Origin of the sequence: Micromonospora sp. WMMD734 (assembly GCF_049178975.1) — a bacterium.
Taxonomy (GTDB): domain Bacteria; phylum Actinomycetota; class Actinomycetes; order Mycobacteriales; family Micromonosporaceae; genus Micromonospora; species Micromonospora wenchangensis.
The window spans coordinates 6,564,986-6,580,223 of sequence record NZ_JBMHMK010000001.1 but is presented as its reverse complement, the minus strand read 5'-3'; the positions used below and the strand labels follow the sequence as shown (position 1 = coordinate 6,580,223).

The window sequence follows — 15,238 nt, the reverse complement described above, 5'->3', positions numbered from 1 at the left end:
GCGGCTCAGCCCACGTCCCAGACCGGCTCCGGGGTCTCCACCACGTCACCGTCGCCCCGGAACAGCACGAACCTGTCGAACGACCGGGTGAACCAGCGGTCGTGGGTGACCGCCACGACCGTACCGGCGAACGCCGCCATTCCCGCCTCCAACGCCTCCGCCGAGGCCAGGTCGAGGTTGTCGGTCGGCTCGTCCAGCAGCAGCAGGGTCGCCCCGGACAGCTCCAGCAGCAGCACCAGGAACCGGGCCTGCTGGCCGCCGGAGAGGGTGCCGAAGCGTTGGTCACCCTGGGCGGCCAGCTCGTAGCGGCTCAGCGCCGCCATCGCCGCGTGCCGGTCCATCCCGTCCCGGTGCTCGTCACCGCGCCACAGCACCTCGACCAGGGTCTTCGCCATCAGCTCCGGCCGGTCGTGGGTCTGCGAGAAGTGCCCCGGGCGCACCCGCGCACCCAGCCGGACCACCCCGCCGTGCGCCACCGGGGCCAGCGCGGCGGCCCCGTCCACCGGGCCGTTGGCCGGGTCGGGGTCGGTGCCGCCCCGGGCCAGCAGGCGCAGGAAGTGCGACTTGCCGGTGCCGTTGGCCCCGAGCACCGCCACCCGGTCGCCGTACCACAGCTCCAGGTCGAAGGGGTAGGTCAGGCCGTCCAGCTCCAGCTGCTCGCAGATCACCGCGCGCTTGCCGGTCCGTCCGCCGGCCAGCCGCATCCGGATGTCCTGGTCCTTCGGTGGTACGGGCGGCGGCCCGGCCTCCTCGAACTTGCGCAGCCGGGTCTGTGCCGCCTGGTAGCGGGAGGCGAGCCCGTCGTTGTACGCGGCCTTCTGCTTGTACATCAGCATCAGCTCACGCAGCTTCTGGTGCTCCTCGTCCCAGCGGCGGCGCAGCTCGTCGAGGCGGGCGTGCCGGGCCGTGCGGGCCTCGTGCCAGCTGGCGAAGCCCCCCGGGTGCACCCAGGCGCTACCCCCTTCGACGGCGACCACCCGGTCGGCGGTGTGCGCGAGCAGTTCCCGGTCGTGCGAGACGTACAGCACCGACTTGGTGGACTCGCGCAGCCGCTGCTCCAGCCAGCGTTTGCCCGGTACGTCGAGGAAGTTGTCCGGCTCGTCGAGCAACAGCACCTCGTCGGGGCCACGCAGCAGCAGCTCCAGGGCGAAGCGCTTCTGCTGCCCGCCGGACAGGGTGCGCACCGGCCGGTCCCGGGAGGCGTCCCAGGGCAGGTCGAGCACGGTGGTGGTGACGGTGTCGAAGAGCACCTCGGCGTCGTACCCGCCGGCCTCGCCCCAGGCGGCCAGCGCGTCGGCGTACGCCAGTTGGGCCTTGCCGGCGGCGGTGCTGTACTTGCCGCGCAGCTCGGCGTCGCGCATGGCCCGTTCGGTGTCGGCGAGCCGGCGGCCGGCCGCGCGCAACGCCGGTGGGGCCAGCGACAGGGCCAGGTCGGCGAGCGTCGACTCGTCGCCGATCATGCCGATGAACTGCCGCATCACGCCGAGCCCACCGGAGCGGGCGATTGCGCCGGTACGCACCGGCAGGTCACCGGCGACCATCCGGAGCAGCGTCGTCTTGCCGGCGCCGTTCGGCCCGACCAGGGCGACCTTGGCCCCCTCACCGACCCGGAACGACACGTCGGCGAAGAGTTCCCGACCGTCCGGGAGGATGTGCCCGACCGCTGCCACGTCCACGTATCCCACGCCGGCATCCTGCCCGAGGCGCGGGGGCGGGCGACACCGGATTACCTGGTGACCCGCAGCACCCGGTAGCCCTTCTGGCTGGCCTGCCGGGTCACCGCGAACCCCTCGTCGAGCAGCCAGCGGTGCAGCGAGTCGCCGCCCAGGTGCCGGGCCACCACCAGCCAGCCGACGCCGTCCGGGGCGAGCCGGGGCAGCCAGCGGCGCAGCAGGGCGTGCAGTTCGGGCTTGCCGATGTGGATCGGCGGGTTGGACCAGACCTGGGTGAAGGTGACGTCGGTCGGCACCTCGTCCGGGGCGACGGCGTGGATCCGGTCGGCGGCGTCGAGGCGGACGGCGTTCGCGGCGGTCAGCGCGCGGGCCCGCTCGTTGACGTCGACCGCCCAGACGGTGGCGGTCGGCGCGAGGTCGGCCAGCACGCAGCTGATCGGACCGAATCCGGAGCCGATGTCGAGCAGGTGGCCACCGGTGGCGGCGGTCGGCAGCTCGGCCTTGCGCAGCAGGACGGCGGTGCCGGGGTCGAGCCGGGTGGCGGAGAAGACCCCGCTTGCGGAGGCGAGTGTGTAGTCGCGCCCGGCGACGTGGAACTCGACCTCGCGGGGCTGGGCCGGGGCGCTGGGCTCCGGGGTGAAGTAGTGGTCGCCGGTCACCGGGGCATTGTTCCACCGGCCCGTACCGGTCCCGTCGTCGGCGGTCGGTGTGCCCGGCGGTACGCCGGGGTGGACGGCCTGGGGCATCCGACGCGCCGCGCAGTATTTCCTGATTTTATCCCCTAAAGGGGCAATGGACCCTACTCTGGGCGACATGGTATATCGGTACGAGTCCGCTGAGGACGCGTTTGAGGAGAACCCGCGGCCCGGGGCGGACCTGCCGCTGTTCCAACCCGGCCCGACCGCACCGGCCGGTCCCTCCCCGTCCCGCTTCCCGGCACCCTCCCTGCCCCGGACCAGCCGGCCGGCACCGCCGGAGGCCGATCCCGTCCCGATCCGCTCCGCCGTCCAGGTGCCCGCCCCGACGCCCACGCCACAGCGGTCCCGGTCCCGCCGCTCCGGTGACGCCCGGGGCGGTCGGCTCTGGCAGATCGCCGTCGGCGGGGCGGCGGTGCTGATGCTGCTCGGCCTCTGCGGCATCGGCGGGGCCCTGCTGCTCATCGACCGCTCCGCCACCGACGATCCGGGGCAGACCGGGGCCGCACCCACGGCGTCGGCGAGCACCGCCCCGACCGACCCGACCGCCGCCGGCCCCCTGGACACCCGGGACGTCGACAGGCAGCCGCTGACCACCAAGGAGGTCTTCCCCGACAAGACCCTGGTCGTCGGCGTCGACAGGCACGAGTACCAGGTGCTCAAGACCCAGTCCGGCGCGAACTGCGCCGTGGCCGCCACCGGCGAGATCGCCGACCTGCTGGTCACCCTCGGGTGCAGCCAGGTCGTCCGGGCCACCCTGCGCTCCCCCGACGGCGACCACCTGCTCACCGCCGGCCTGCTCAACCTGACCGACCTGGCCACCGCGCAACGCGTCCGGGACCGGATCAGACCGCTGCTCGACGACCGGCGCGGCCGGTTCCGGGGGATGCCCGCCGGGGACGACACCGAGTCGGTCGCCACCGCCGCCGCCCGCGTCGCCTGGCAGGTACGCGGCCACTACGTCGCCTACTGCCTGGTCACCCGGGACGACGCCGGTGCCGTCCCGGCCGGTGACCGCGCCGTCCGCGAGATCATCTACGACCTGATCGAGCTGCACCTGGACAAGGGGGTGCTGGACCGCCGCGCCGCCGGCGTCAGTGTGGACCAGCCCACCGCGAAGGCCACCGGCCCCGCGGCGACCCCGTCCGCCGGGACGAGCCGGACACCCACCGCCACCCCGCGCGGCGACGACCCGGACACCGACGAACTGCCAGGCGACTGACCACCGTCGACGCGGGCCCGGCCACTCCGGCCGGGCCCGCGTCATGCCGGGCGACCCGGCTGCGGCGGCGGACCGGTCGCTACGCCGGCTCGACGGGCAGCCAGAGCTCCCGGGCCGTACCGCCGGGGTTGTCCGTCCCCGCGGACACCGCGACGATCTCCGGCCCCGGCCGCAGCCGCCACGGGTTGAAGGGGAACCACCCCGTCACGGCGGTGGCCCAGGTCTCCTGCAGGACCTGCGGATCCGGCCCCACCACCCGCAGGACCACCCAACGGCCCGCCGGGACCTCGATGACGTCCAGATCGGCCGGGACCGGCGTGCCCCGTGACACGGCGACCCCGTGCAGGTACGTCAACTCGCTGCCCTCGTCGAAGTCCGCGTCGAGGTCGGCGCAGACCGCGAGCAGGCCGGCCGGCTCGGTGTCGCCGAGCGCCTTCAGCCGCAGGTGCTCCCGCGCCGGCAGCGCCGCGACGTGCCGCTGGATGTACGGGTTGACGCCCCGGTGGATCAGGGGAACCCGGGTGGCGTGCCCCACGAGCCGGAATGCGGGACGGCCGACGATGCGGGTTTCCATGCGTTCGTTCCCTTCGGCGCTGCGGCGGAACCTGAGCCGTCGTACCGGGCGACCCGACCCTTCGTATCGTGGCCGGCACCGGTGCGGCACACCCGACCGAAGCGGAACGGAAAGTGTCGGGCGACCGGGCCCGGTGCCGCCCCACGATGGGCGCATGGACGACACCACACTGGTATCCCGGTTCCTTCACGACGGCTTCGTGAAGGTGGCGGGAGCCGTCGCGCCACGGGTGGCCGCGGACTGCGCGCGGCTGCTGTGGCGGGAGACCGGCTGCGACCCGGACGACCCGGCCACCTGGACGAAGCCCGTGCACTGGGTGCCCGGCATGGCGCAGGGGCCGTTCGCCGCCGCACCCAACTCCCCGTACCTGCACCACGCGTACGACCTGCTCGTCGGCGCGGGACGCTGGGAGCCGCGCTACTCACTGGGCACCTTCCCGTTGCGTTTCCCGCACCCGGACGAGCCGGACGACGCGGGCTGGCACATCGAGGGCAGCTATCTGCCGGAGGGCGCGAGCTGGTACTTCACGAACATCCGCTCCCAGGGTCGGGCCCTGCTGATGCTGTTCCTGTTCAGCGAGGTCGGTGCCGGGGACGCCCCGACCCGGATCAGGGTCGGCTCGCACCTCGACGTGCCGAAGGTGCTCCAGCGGTACGGGGAGGACGGGGCGAGCGGGCTGGACCTCGCGCCCGAGCTGGTGGCGGCGTCGGACCACCGGCCGGTCGCGCTGGCCACCGGGTCCCCGGGTGACGTCTTCCTCTGCCATCCGTTCCTGGTGCACGCGGCGCAGCCGCACCACGGGACGCGGCCCCGCTTCATGGCCCAGCCGCCGCTGCTGCCGGCGGCACCGTACGAACTGGAACGGGCCGACGGCGCGTACTCGCCCGTGGAGATCGCGATCCGCCGGGGACTCGGGCAGGAGACCCCCGATCCCGAGGTAGCGGGGAGGCGGGAACAGTCGTGAGCGGGCGGGTCAGTGGCCGCAACGCGCGGTTCCAGCAGTGGGAGGCGCTGCTGCACAACCGGACCAAGCGGCAGCGGCGCGGCGAGTTCCTCGTGCAGGGCGTACGCCCGATCGCGATGGCCGTCGAACACGGCTGGCAGATCCGGGAGCTGCTCTACGACGCCGACGTCCAGTTGTCCGGCTGGGCCCGCAGAGCCCTGGACACCGTCCGCGCCGAGCGGTACGCCGTCGCCCCCGACCTGATGCACGAGCTGGGCGGCAAGACGGACACGGTGCCGGAACTGCTGGCCGTGGTCGCCCTGCCGGAGGACGACCTGGGCCGCATCCCGGTCGGGCCGACCATGCTCACCGTCGTGTTCGACAGGCCCACCAGCCCCGGCAACATCGGGACGCTCATCCGGTCCGCGGACGCCTTCGGCGCGTCCGGCGTCATCGTCACCGGCCACGCCGCCGACGTGTACGACCCGAAGGCGGTACGGGCGAGCACCGGCTCGTTGTTCGCGCTGCCCGTGGTCCGGGCACCCGCACACCAGGCGGTGCTGTCCTGGGTCGCCGACCTGCACGCCGGTGGTGTCCGCCTCGGCATCGTGGGTGCCGACGAGCACGCCCCCGTCGATGCCGCCGGATACGACTTCACCCGGCCCACGCTGATCCTGATCGGCAACGAGACCTCAGGTCTCAGCGTCGGCTGGCGTGCAGCCTGTGACCAACTCGTCCGGATCCCGATGTCCGGGGCCGCCAGCTCCCTGAACGCGGCGGCCGCCGCGACCGTCGTGCTCTACGAGTCGGCACGCCAGCGCAGCGCCGCCGCCAGCCGGCAGCACCAGCCGACCGGCTAGGACTCCACCGGGAGCCGCAGGCGGCGGGTCCGGTCGGCGCGGTCGGCGTAGTCGGCCGGGTCGTCCGGATAGCCGACGGCCACCAGGGTCAACCCGTGCGCCGGGGCGACCGTCACCTCGCTTGCGCGGTCCCGCCGCACGAGCAGCCCGGCCGGCCAGTCGACCGGCCGGCGGCCGTCCCCGGCGGTCAGCATCGCCCCCACCAGGCTGCGCACCATCGCCTGGCAGAACGCGTCGGCCTGCACGGTGGCGACCAGGATCCCTTCGGCGTCCCGCCGCCAGTCCAGCCTGGTCACCTCGCGCACCGTGGTGGCGTTCTCCTTGCGCCGGCAGAACGCTGCGTAGTCGTGCTCCCCCACCAGGCCGGCCGCCGCGACGTTCAGGGCAGCCGGGTCCAACGCCCGGGGCCAGGCGAGGGTGTCCCGTCGCCGCAGCGGCTCGGCACCCCACGGGGCGTCGGTCACCCGGTACTCGTAGCGGCGGAAGGTCGCCGAGAAGCGGGCGTCGAAGTCCGCGGGCACCTCCGTCATCGCCCGCACCCGCACGTCACCGGGGAGCAGCCGGGCCAATCGGCGCAGCAGCCGTTCCCGGTGCTCCGCCCAGACGGCGGCGGGCAGATCGAGGTGGCAGACCTGCCCGGTGGCGTGCACCCCGGCGTCGGTGCGCCCGGCCACCGTCAGGCCGGTCACGGTGCCCGCTCCGAGCACCAGGTCCAGGGTCGAGACCAGCACCCCGGCCACCGTGCGCCGGGTCGGCTGGGCGGCCCAGCCGGAGAAGTCGGTGCCGTCGTACGCGACGTGCAACCGCAGCCGGATCCGCTCGTCCACCTCGTACCTTCCTTCACGACATCGGGCCCGGCACCCCAGGAAGGGGTGCCGGGCCCGACGGTGCTGCCGTTGCTCAGGCCTTCTTCTCGGTGGCCTCGGTCTCGGTAGCCTCGTCGCTGTCCTCGCGGGCGGCGGCGGTGTCACCGGACGCCGAGACCGGCGCCTCGGAGTCCTGGTCGGCCGGGGCCGCCGGGGTCTCCTCGGCCGGGGCGAGCGCCTCGACCTTGTCCTGCTGGGCGGCCTTGCGGGCGGCGGTCTTCCTGTTCGCCTTCGGCTCGGCGACCTGAAGCTCCTCCACCAGCTCGATGATCGCCATCGGAGCGGCGTCACCCTTGCGCGGGCCGGTCTTCACGATCCGGGTGTAGCCACCGTTGCGGTTGGCGTACCGGGGCGCGATCTGGTCGAACAGGGAGTAGACCACGTCCTTGTCCTTGACGACGCCCAGCACCCGCCGCCGCGAGGCGAGGTCGCCCCGCTTGGCCTTGGTGATGAGCTGCTCGGCCAGCGGACGCAGCCGCCGGGCCTTCGTCTCGGTGGTCTGGATCTTGCCGTGCTGGAACAGCGCGGTGGCCAGGTTGGCCAGCATCAGCCGCTCGTGCGCGGGGCTGCCGCCGAGGCGGGGGCCCTTGGTGGGCGTGGGCATGCTTGGTGCTCCTCAGGTGTGGCGGCAGCGCGGACTAGAGCTGCTCGGTCTCGCGATAGTCGTCGGTGTCGTAGTCGGCCTCGCCGAAGGCGTCCACGACGTGTGCCGGGTCGAAGTTCGGGGCCGAGTCCTTCAGCCCCAGACCCATCCCGGCGAGCTTCATCTTGACCTCGTCGATCGACTTCTGACCGAAGTTGCGGATGTCGAGGAGGTCGGCCTCGGTACGCCCGATCAGCTCACCAACGGAGTTGATGCCCTCGCGCTTGAGGCAGTTGTAGGAGCGGACGGTGAGGTCCAGCTCCTCGATCGGCAGGGCGAGGTCGGCCGCCAGCTGGGCGTCCTGCGGGGACGGCCCGATGTCGATACCCTCGGCGGTCTCGTCCAGCTCCCGGGCCAGCCCGAACAGCTCCACCAGCGTCGAACCGGCGGAGGCCAGCGCGGTACGCGGGCCCATCGACGGCTTGGTCTCGACGTCGATGATCAGCCGGTCGAAGTCGGTCCGCTGCTCGACACGGGTCGCCTCGACGCGGTACGTCACCTTCAGCACCGGCGAGTAGATCGAGTCGACCGGGATCCGGCCGATCTCGGCACCGGCCTGCTTGTTCTGCGCCGCCGTCACGTAGCCGCGACCCCGCTCGACGGTCAGCTCCATGTCGAGCCGGCCCTTGCCGTTGAGGGTGGCGAGCTTGAGGTCGGGGTTGTGCACCGAGACACCGGCCGGGGGCTGGATGTCACCGGCGGTCACGTCGCCCGGCCCCTGCTTGCGCAGGTACATGCTGACCGGCTCGTCGTGCTCGGAGCTGACGCAGAGCTCCTTGATGTTCATGACGAGCTCGACCACGTCCTCCTTGACCCCGGGGATCGTGGTGAACTCGTGCAGCACACCGTCGATCTTGATCGAGGTGACCGCGGCACCCGGGATGGACGACAGCAGCGTACGCCGCAGCGAGTTGCCCAGGGTGTAGCCGAAGCCGGGCTCCAGCGGCTCGATGGTGAACCGGGAGCGGGTCTCGTTGATCGACTCTTCGGAGAGAGACGGTCGCTGGCTGATGAGCATTTCTTCTCTTCTCTTCCGGGACGCCCGCTATATGACGTCCGCGACACAAACTGTTCCGGTGGCCCGCCCCGCAGGACGGGCCACCGCAACGAGCCCTTACTTGGAGTAGAGCTCGACGATCAGCTGCTCCTGGACCTGGGTGTCGATCACCTGGCGGGCCGGGAGCGAGTGCACCAGGACCTTCATCTGGCTCGGGATCGCCTCCAGCCACGCCGGAACGGTCTTCGAGCCGGCCTGGGCCTGCGCCACGATGAACGGGGTGAGCTCCTTGCTCTTGCCCCGGACCTCGATGATGTCGTGCTCCTTGACGCGGTACGACGGGATGTCGACCTTCTTGCCGTTCACGGTGAAGTGACCGTGCTTGACAAGCTGGCGGGCCATGTCCCGGGAGTGCGCGTACCCGGCCCGGTAGACCACGTTGTCGAGCCGCGACTCGAGGATCTGCAGGAGGACCTCACCGGTCTTGGCCTGCTTGGCCACGGCCTCCTCGTAGTACCCGCGGAACTGCTTCTCCAGCACGCCGTAGACACGACGGGCCTTCTGCTTCTCGCGGAGCTGGAGCAGGTACTCCGTCTCCTTCGTGCGGCCACGGCCGTGCTGCCCGGGCGGGAACGGCCGGGACTCGAACGGGCACTTCGGGCCATCGCACTTGCTGCCCTTGAGGAACAGCTTCATCTTCTCCCGCCGGCAACGGCGGCAGTCAGCACCGGTGTAACGAGCCATCTCTCTCTAACCTCTCAGACCCGGCGACGCTTCGGCGGACGGCACCCGTTGTGCGGCTGCGGGGTGACGTCGGCGATCTGGCCGACCTCCAGCCCGACGGCCTGCAACGAACGGATGGCGGTCTCCCGGCCGGAGCCGGGACCCTTGACGAACACGTCGACCTTGCGCATGCCGTGCTCCATCGCCCGGCGCGCGGCGGCCTCGGCGGCCAGCTGCGCGGCGAACGGGGTCGACTTGCGGGAGCCCTTGAAGCCCACCTGGCCGGCGGAGGCCCAGGAGATGACCGCACCGGTCGGGTCCGTGATGGACACGATGGTGTTGTTGAACGTGCTCTTGATGTGCGCCTGCCCGTGGGCGACGTTCTTGCGTTCCTTGCGCCGGACCTTCTTGACTGCGGCTCCGGCACGAGCCTTCGGTGGCATAAGTCTTCTGCGCTCCTGTATGGGTTCTCGATCGGCTGCTGGCTCTTGGCCTGGGCGCCGGCGTGGGAATTACTTCTTGCCGGGCTTCTTCTTGCCGGCCACGGTCCGCTTCGGGCCCTTGCGGGTCCGCGCGTTGGTGCGGGTCCGCTGACCGCGCACGGGCAGGCCCCGGCGGTGCCGGATACCGGCGTAGCAGCCGATCTCGACCTTGCGGCGGATGTCGGCGGCGACCTCGCGGCGCAGGTCGCCTTCAACCTTGTAGTTCGCCTCGATGTGGTCGCGGAGCTGAACGAGCTCCTCGTCCGTGAGGTCCCGAGCGCGCTTGTCCGGCGAGATGCCGGTAGCGGCGAGCGTCTCCTGGGCGCGGGTGCGACCGACCCCGAAGATGTAGGTGAGCGCGATCTCCATCCGCTTCTCGCGGGGGAGATCCACGCCGACTAGACGTGCCATGTGCGGGCGTACTCCTCGTGATGTGTGGCGGAGGTGTGGACCCGTCCCACCCCGCTACCGACCTGTTCCGGTTCCGGCGCGTCGTGCGCCGGCGACCGGACGGCCGCTGCCCGAGCGGGCCCCGGCCTCCGACCGGGGGTTGGCCACGAGAAGGTACGCGTGCGTACGTTCCGCGGCTGGGACGAGCTGGTGACGTGTTGTCGTCGGATCTGCGCGACCCGGACCGGTCCACCGCCCTCCGTCATGCGGAGAGCGGGCTCGGATCAGCCCTGGCGCTGCTTGTGGCGCGGGTCGGTGCAGATCACCATGACCCGGCCGTGCCGGCGGATAACCCGGCACTTGTTGCAGATCCTCTTGACGCTCGGCTTGACCTTCACGGTTGCCTTACTTCCCATCCGGCCCGGCGACGCGGTGACCACGACTCCGGACGTCGAAGACGGACACGGGGACTTCCCGGCCGCCGTCAGGCTTTACTTGTAGCGGTAGACGATGCGCCCGCGGGTCAGGTCGTACGGCGAGAGTTCGACGACGACCCGGTCCTCCGGCAGGATGCGGATGTAGTGCTGCCGCATCTTGCCGCTGATGTGAGCCAGCACCTTGTGGCCGTTCGCGAGTTCCACCCGGAACATGGCGTTCGGCAGAGGCTCGATGACCCGACCCTCGATCTCGATGGCTCCGTCTTTTTTCGGCATGTACTCCGCTGTCCTGACGTCGGTTGTTCCGGACGACCCACAACGTCTTACACGGGCCATCCGACGGTCATCGGGGACCCGCGCCAGCCGCGGCTCCGGGCTCCCACCGAAGCGCGTGGCGGGCATGCCGGAGTGGACGCTGTGCGCCGATCTGAAAGTGTACGCCCGCCCACTGGCGGTCGCCAAACCGGCCACCCGTGGTGTCACCCACCCGGACGAAACCGGGCACCACCCCGCGCAACACCCGGCCGTCAGCGGTCGGGCCGGCGCCTGCGTCGCCGGGTGGCGCGGGCCGCCCGCCGGCGGTCCCGCGCGGGAGCGGCACCGGCGAAGCCACCGGTGGTGCGGAAGAGCAGCAGGACACCCCACGGGCCGAGCGCCCAGACCGGCCAGTAGAACAGCAGTTCCCGGCTGCCGACCGAGGAGATCGCCCAGATCGCGGTGAGCAGGGCCGCCACCCGCAGCCAGGGCCCCCACACCGCCACCGGCCACCGGCCGGCGGCGGCACCCGTCGGCGCCGACTTCCCGACCGCGGTTTCCCCGGTCACCGGCGGCCCCGGCGGCACCTCCCCGCCGGGCACCGACGCCCCGGGTCCGGACACCGGCGGCGGCTGCGGGCCGAGCGGGGTCAGCGCGGAGCGCTGCGCGGACGCCGGCCTCGGCAGGTCAACCAGTACGGTATCCAGCTCCGCGTACGTTTTCGCCCCGTACGTCTGTTGCAGCCGCTCGTCGTACTCGTGCAGGTCCAGCCGGCCCTCTTCCAGGGCGACCCGGAGTCGTTCCGCCGTCGCCTCCCGGTCGGCGTCCGCCGCCCGCATCCGGTCCCGCCCCTGCTCGCCGGCTCGCCCCTCCATGTCGGCAAGCATGACACCACGGGGCCACCGCCGCCGAACCTGCAACCGCCCCCGGTGTCCCGGCGGGCTGCCGCGCCGGCTGCCCGACCACCCGACCACCCGTCCCCCGGCGGGCGGCGGGCGGCGGGCGGCGGGCGGCGGGCGGCGGGCGGCGGGCGGCGGGCGGCGGGCGGCGGGCGGCGGGCGAGGATCATGCCGACCCCGGCTCCCATCCGACGAGCCACCCCGCTCTCACCGGTGGCATCCCTCCCCCACCACATCTGTCCTCGGGTCCTTTCGACCTGATGACGTCAGCGATTCACGTACGTCTCCCGGGCAACGGTCGGATTCACGTCCTTCCCCGGGACGACGCTCGAATCGTCAACGTCATCAGGTCGAAAGGACCCGTACTCGTCTAGCCTGGCACCGGCTCCGCCGGGAAAGGGGCCGCGATGACCCGCACCACCGGCCCAGGCACACCCCCACGCCCCGTCCGGACACGCTCCCGACCCGTAGGCGACGGGAACCGCGTGGGGAGGGGAAGCTGCGGCGACGGGGTCAGGTGGCCGGGGAGTCGGCCGGCTGCCGGGCGGTCACCAGGTCGCCGAGCCGCGCCCGCCCGCCGTCGAACGCGGTCAGTACCCAGACCCCGTCCTCCAGCAGTGCCATCGAGTGCTCGACGTGCACCGCCATCGACCGGTCCCGGGTGACCACGGTCCACCCGTCGGACAACTCCACGGTACGTGGGGAACCCATGGTGATCATCGGCTCGATCGCCAGCGCCATGCCCGGCACCAGGCGTGGTCCCTTGCCGGGCCGCCCGTGGTTGAGCACGTGCGGGTCCTGGTGCATCTCGGTGCCGATGCCGTGGCCGCCGTAACCGTCGACGATGCCGTACCGGCCGCCCCTACGGACGGCGGTCTCGACGGCGTGCGAGATGTCGGTGAGCCGGCCACGGCCGTTCGCGGCACCCCGCGCGGCGGCGGCGATCCCGGCCCACATGGCGTCCTCGGCGACCGAGGCCATCTTCAGCAGCGCCGGGTCGACCTCGCCGACCCCGACGGTGACCGCCGCGTCGCCGTGCCAGCCGTCCAGCACCGCACCGCAGTCGATGGAGATCAGGTCGCCGTCCCGGAGCACCTGGTCGGCGGCGGGGATCGCGTGCACCACCTGCTCGTTGACCGACGAGCAGATCGAGGCGGGGAAGCCGTGGTAGCCCTTGAAGGACGGGATCGCGCCCGCCTCACGGATGGTCGCCTCGGCGATGGCGTCGAGGTCGGCCGTACTCACCCCGGGGGCGACCGCAGCGCTCATCCGGCGCAGGGCCTCGGCGACCACCAGGCCGGCGGCCCGCATCTTCTGGATCTGGTCAGGGGTCTTCAGCTGGATGTCCAGCTGGGCACGGCGCATGGAGCGGTCACCTTTCGTTGCCTTGCACAGCGAAACAGCGGGGCACGTCGCGTACCCCGCTGTTCGCACTCTATCCGCCGGGCCCCGGCGGGAGGTCAGCCGCCGTACGAGCGCAGCGCGTCGATCGCGCGGACGGTGACGTCCTCCACGGGGCCGGTGGCGTCGATCCCGACCAGCTTGTTCTGGGCGCCGTAGTAGTCGACGAGCGGCGCGGTCTTCTCGGCGTATTCCCGCAGCCGGGCGGCGATGGTCTCCGGCTTGTCGTCGTCGCGTTGGAACAGCTCGGCGCCGCACCTGTCGCAGATGCCGTCCTTGGTGGTCGCGTCGAACTCGACGTGCCAGATCTTGCCGCAGCCCCGGCAGGTACGCCGGCCGGAGAGCCGCCGGATCACCTCGTCGTCGTCGACGACCAGCTCCAGCACCAGATCCAACGCGGTGCCCAGGTCGGCGAGGAGCTTGTCCAACGCGGCGGCCTGCGGCGTGGTGCGCGGGAAGCCGTCGAGCAGGAAGCCCTCGGAGGCGTCCGGCTCGGCAAGCCGGTCCCGGACCATGTTGATGGTCACCTCGTCCGGGACCAGCTTGCCCGCGTCCATGTACCGCCTCGCCTCGACTCCCAGGGGCGTCCCCTGGGAGACGTTGGCCCGGAAGATGTCACCGGTCGAGATCTTCGGCACCGAGAGGTGTGCGGCGATGAACTCCGCCTGTGTGCCCTTGCCCGCGCCCGGCGGGCCAACCAGAACGAGTCGCATCTACCGCAGGAACCCTTCGTAGTTCCGCTGCATGAGTTGGCTCTCGATCTGCTTCACGGTCTCCAGACCGACGCCGACCATGATGAGCACAGCGGTGCCGCCGAACGGGAAGTTCTGGAACTGCTGGCTGTTCAGCCAGATGAAGAAGAAGTTCGGCAGGACCGCCACGATACCCAGGTAGAGCGCGCCCGGCAGGGTGATCCGGCTGAGGATGAAGTCGAGGTAGTCGGCGGTCGGCTTGCCGGGGCGGATGCCCGGCACGAAGCCGCCGTACTTCTTCATGTTGTCCGCGACCTCGGTCGGGTTGAACGTGATCGACACGTAGAAGTACGTGAAGAAGATGATCAGCAGGAAGTAGATCACGATGTGCAGCGGGGCGTCGGCCTGCACGATGTTGTTCTGGATCCAGGCCTGGGTCTTGCCCGGGTCGTTCTGGTCGAAGAACTGGAGCGCCAGCTGCGGCAGGTAGAGCAGCGACGAGGCGAAGATGACCGGGATGACACCGGCCTGGTTCACCTTCAGCGGGATGTAGGTGGAGGTGCCGCCGTACATCCGCCGGCCGATCATCCGCTTGGCGTACTGCACCGGGATCCGGCGCTGCGCCTGCTCGATGAAGCAGACCGCGGTGATGACCACCAGGACCAGGGCGAGCACCAGGGCGAACTTGCCCCAGCCCTCGTTGGTCTTGATCTTCCAGCCCTCGCTGGGGAGCCGGGCCGCGATCGAGGTGAAGATCAGGACGGACATGCCGTTGCCGACGCCCCGGTCGGTGATCAGCTCGCCGAGCCACATCACCATGCCGGTGCCGGCGGTCATCGTCATGACCAGGATGCCGAGGGTCAGCCAGTCCGGGATGCCGGTGCCCTCGGGCACGATCGGGAACTGGTCGCAGCGGTTCTGGAACAGCTGGCCGGAACGGGCCAGCGCCACGAACGCCGACGACTGGAGGATGCCCAGGCCGAGGGTCAGGTAGCGGGTGTACTGGGTGATCTTCGCCTGGCCGGCCTGGCCCTCCTTGCGGAGCTGCTCCAGCCGGGGGATGACCACCGTCAGCAGCTGCAGGATGATCGACGCGGTGATGTAGGGCATGATGCCCAGCGCGAAGACCGAGAGCTGCAACAGCGCGCCGCCGGAGAACAGGTCGAGCAGGTTGAGCACGCCCGTGTTCTGGCCCTGCAGACTGTCGAGACACTTCTGCACGTTGCCGTACGAGACGCCGGGGCTGGGCAGAGTGGCGCCGAGCCGGTAGACCGCGATGATGCCTACTGTGAACAGCAGCTTCTTGCGCAGGTCAGGCGTACGGAACGCACTGAGAAAGGCGGACAGCAACTTCTTCCTCCTGCGCGCGGGCCGCCCGGTGGTGGTCCCTGGCGGGTGGGGTGGGTGCCGGGCGAGTGCCCGATATCCATGGCTGGGAAGGGACTCTAACAGCCCGATCCCGCTCCGGGCAGGTGTGCCCGGCTAC

General features: G+C 71.5%; 18 protein-coding genes. 3 read left to right on the top strand and 15 right to left on the bottom strand.

Features of this window, described 5'->3' with window-relative positions:
- Window positions 1–5 precede the first annotated feature (5 nt).
- Both ACN267_RS28770 and ACN267_RS28765 read right to left on the bottom strand, forming a co-directional pair.
- On the bottom strand, window positions 6–1,685 hold the full coding sequence (locus ACN267_RS28770; RefSeq protein WP_421490059.1) for an ABC-F family ATP-binding cassette domain-containing protein: 1,680 nt from the start codon (window positions 1,683–1,685) through the stop codon (window positions 6–8).
- 41 nt (window positions 1,686–1,726) lie between these two features.
- A complete protein-coding gene (locus ACN267_RS28765; RefSeq protein ID WP_204957705.1) occupies window positions 1,727–2,332 on the bottom strand; it encodes a class I SAM-dependent methyltransferase in 606 nt (201 codons plus the stop codon).
- A gap of 154 nt (window positions 2,333–2,486) precedes the next feature.
- On the opposite strand from ACN267_RS28765, the gene ACN267_RS28760 reads away from it, so the two are divergent.
- Complete coding sequence (locus tag ACN267_RS28760; protein WP_281902756.1) at window positions 2,487–3,590, top strand: hypothetical protein; 1,104 nt, start codon at window positions 2,487–2,489, stop codon at window positions 3,588–3,590.
- 79 nt (window positions 3,591–3,669) lie between these two features.
- On the opposite strand, the gene ACN267_RS28755 is transcribed toward ACN267_RS28760, so the two are convergent.
- Complete coding sequence (locus tag ACN267_RS28755; protein ID WP_421490058.1) at window positions 3,670–4,164, bottom strand: GyrI-like domain-containing protein; 495 nt, start codon at window positions 4,162–4,164, stop codon at window positions 3,670–3,672.
- A 154-nt stretch (window positions 4,165–4,318) separates the two neighbouring features.
- Between ACN267_RS28755 and ACN267_RS28750 the strand changes: the two genes are divergently transcribed.
- The gene (locus tag ACN267_RS28750; protein WP_204957702.1) at window positions 4,319–5,128 is read left to right on the top strand and encodes a phytanoyl-CoA dioxygenase family protein; all 810 of its coding nucleotides are present in this window, start codon (window positions 4,319–4,321) and stop codon (window positions 5,126–5,128) included.
- Window positions 5,125–5,967 carry a TrmH family RNA methyltransferase gene (locus ACN267_RS28745; protein WP_421490057.1) on the top strand — a complete coding sequence of 281 codons (843 nt, stop codon included), beginning with the start codon at window positions 5,125–5,127 and terminating at the stop codon, window positions 5,965–5,967. The genes ACN267_RS28750 and ACN267_RS28745 overlap by 4 nt, the downstream gene beginning before the upstream one ends.
- Here ACN267_RS28745 and truA read toward each other — a convergent pair.
- From truA to secY, 12 genes are all read right to left on the bottom strand, one after another.
- Complete coding sequence (gene truA / locus ACN267_RS28740; protein ID WP_421490056.1) at window positions 5,964–6,794, bottom strand: tRNA pseudouridine(38-40) synthase TruA; 831 nt, start codon at window positions 6,792–6,794, stop codon at window positions 5,964–5,966. The two genes, ACN267_RS28745 and truA, sit on opposite strands and share 4 nt — an antisense overlap.
- Window positions 6,795–6,867: 73 nt before the next feature.
- Complete coding sequence (gene rplQ, locus ACN267_RS28735; RefSeq protein WP_204957699.1) at window positions 6,868–7,437, bottom strand: 50S ribosomal protein L17; 570 nt, start codon at window positions 7,435–7,437, stop codon at window positions 6,868–6,870.
- 34 nt (window positions 7,438–7,471) lie between these two features.
- Window positions 7,472–8,494 (bottom strand): DNA-directed RNA polymerase subunit alpha, encoded by a 1,023-nt coding sequence (locus ACN267_RS28730; protein ID WP_007073009.1) that lies wholly within the window; start codon window positions 8,492–8,494, stop codon window positions 7,472–7,474.
- 96 nt (window positions 8,495–8,590) lie between these two features.
- Entirely contained in the window at window positions 8,591–9,217 is a 627-nt protein-coding gene (gene rpsD, locus ACN267_RS28725) for a 30S ribosomal protein S4 (protein WP_067301470.1), read from the bottom strand.
- Between the two features lie 14 nt (window positions 9,218–9,231).
- A complete protein-coding gene (gene rpsK / locus ACN267_RS28720) occupies window positions 9,232–9,639 on the bottom strand; it encodes a 30S ribosomal protein S11 (RefSeq protein WP_030329919.1) in 408 nt (135 codons plus the stop codon).
- 69 nt (window positions 9,640–9,708) lie between these two features.
- Window positions 9,709–10,089, bottom strand: coding sequence for a 30S ribosomal protein S13 (rpsM, locus tag ACN267_RS28715; RefSeq protein WP_088646990.1), 381 nt, complete (start codon window positions 10,087–10,089; stop codon window positions 9,709–9,711).
- Between the two features lie 263 nt (window positions 10,090–10,352).
- Entirely contained in the window at window positions 10,353–10,466 is a 114-nt protein-coding gene (gene rpmJ / locus ACN267_RS28710) for a 50S ribosomal protein L36 (RefSeq protein WP_012184307.1), read from the bottom strand.
- A 93-nt stretch (window positions 10,467–10,559) separates the two neighbouring features.
- Window positions 10,560–10,781, bottom strand: a complete 222-nt coding sequence (gene infA, locus ACN267_RS28705; protein WP_007073013.1) for a translation initiation factor IF-1 — start codon at window positions 10,779–10,781, stop codon at window positions 10,560–10,562.
- Window positions 10,782–11,032: 251 nt separating this feature from the next.
- Window positions 11,033–11,635: a DUF1707 SHOCT-like domain-containing protein gene (locus ACN267_RS28700; RefSeq protein ID WP_239484968.1), complete on the bottom strand. Its 603-nt coding sequence runs from the start codon at window positions 11,633–11,635 to the stop codon at window positions 11,033–11,035.
- A 537-nt stretch (window positions 11,636–12,172) separates the two neighbouring features.
- Window positions 12,173–13,024: a type I methionyl aminopeptidase gene (gene map / locus ACN267_RS28695; protein WP_204957698.1), complete on the bottom strand. Its 852-nt coding sequence runs from the start codon at window positions 13,022–13,024 to the stop codon at window positions 12,173–12,175.
- Between the two features lie 95 nt (window positions 13,025–13,119).
- A complete protein-coding gene (locus tag ACN267_RS28690) occupies window positions 13,120–13,773 on the bottom strand; it encodes an adenylate kinase (RefSeq protein WP_421490055.1) in 654 nt (217 codons plus the stop codon).
- Window positions 13,774–15,102, bottom strand: coding sequence for a preprotein translocase subunit SecY (gene secY / locus ACN267_RS28685; protein WP_145921749.1), 1,329 nt, complete (start codon window positions 15,100–15,102; stop codon window positions 13,774–13,776). It lies immediately after the preceding gene.
- Window positions 15,103–15,238: the final 136 nt, after the last annotated feature.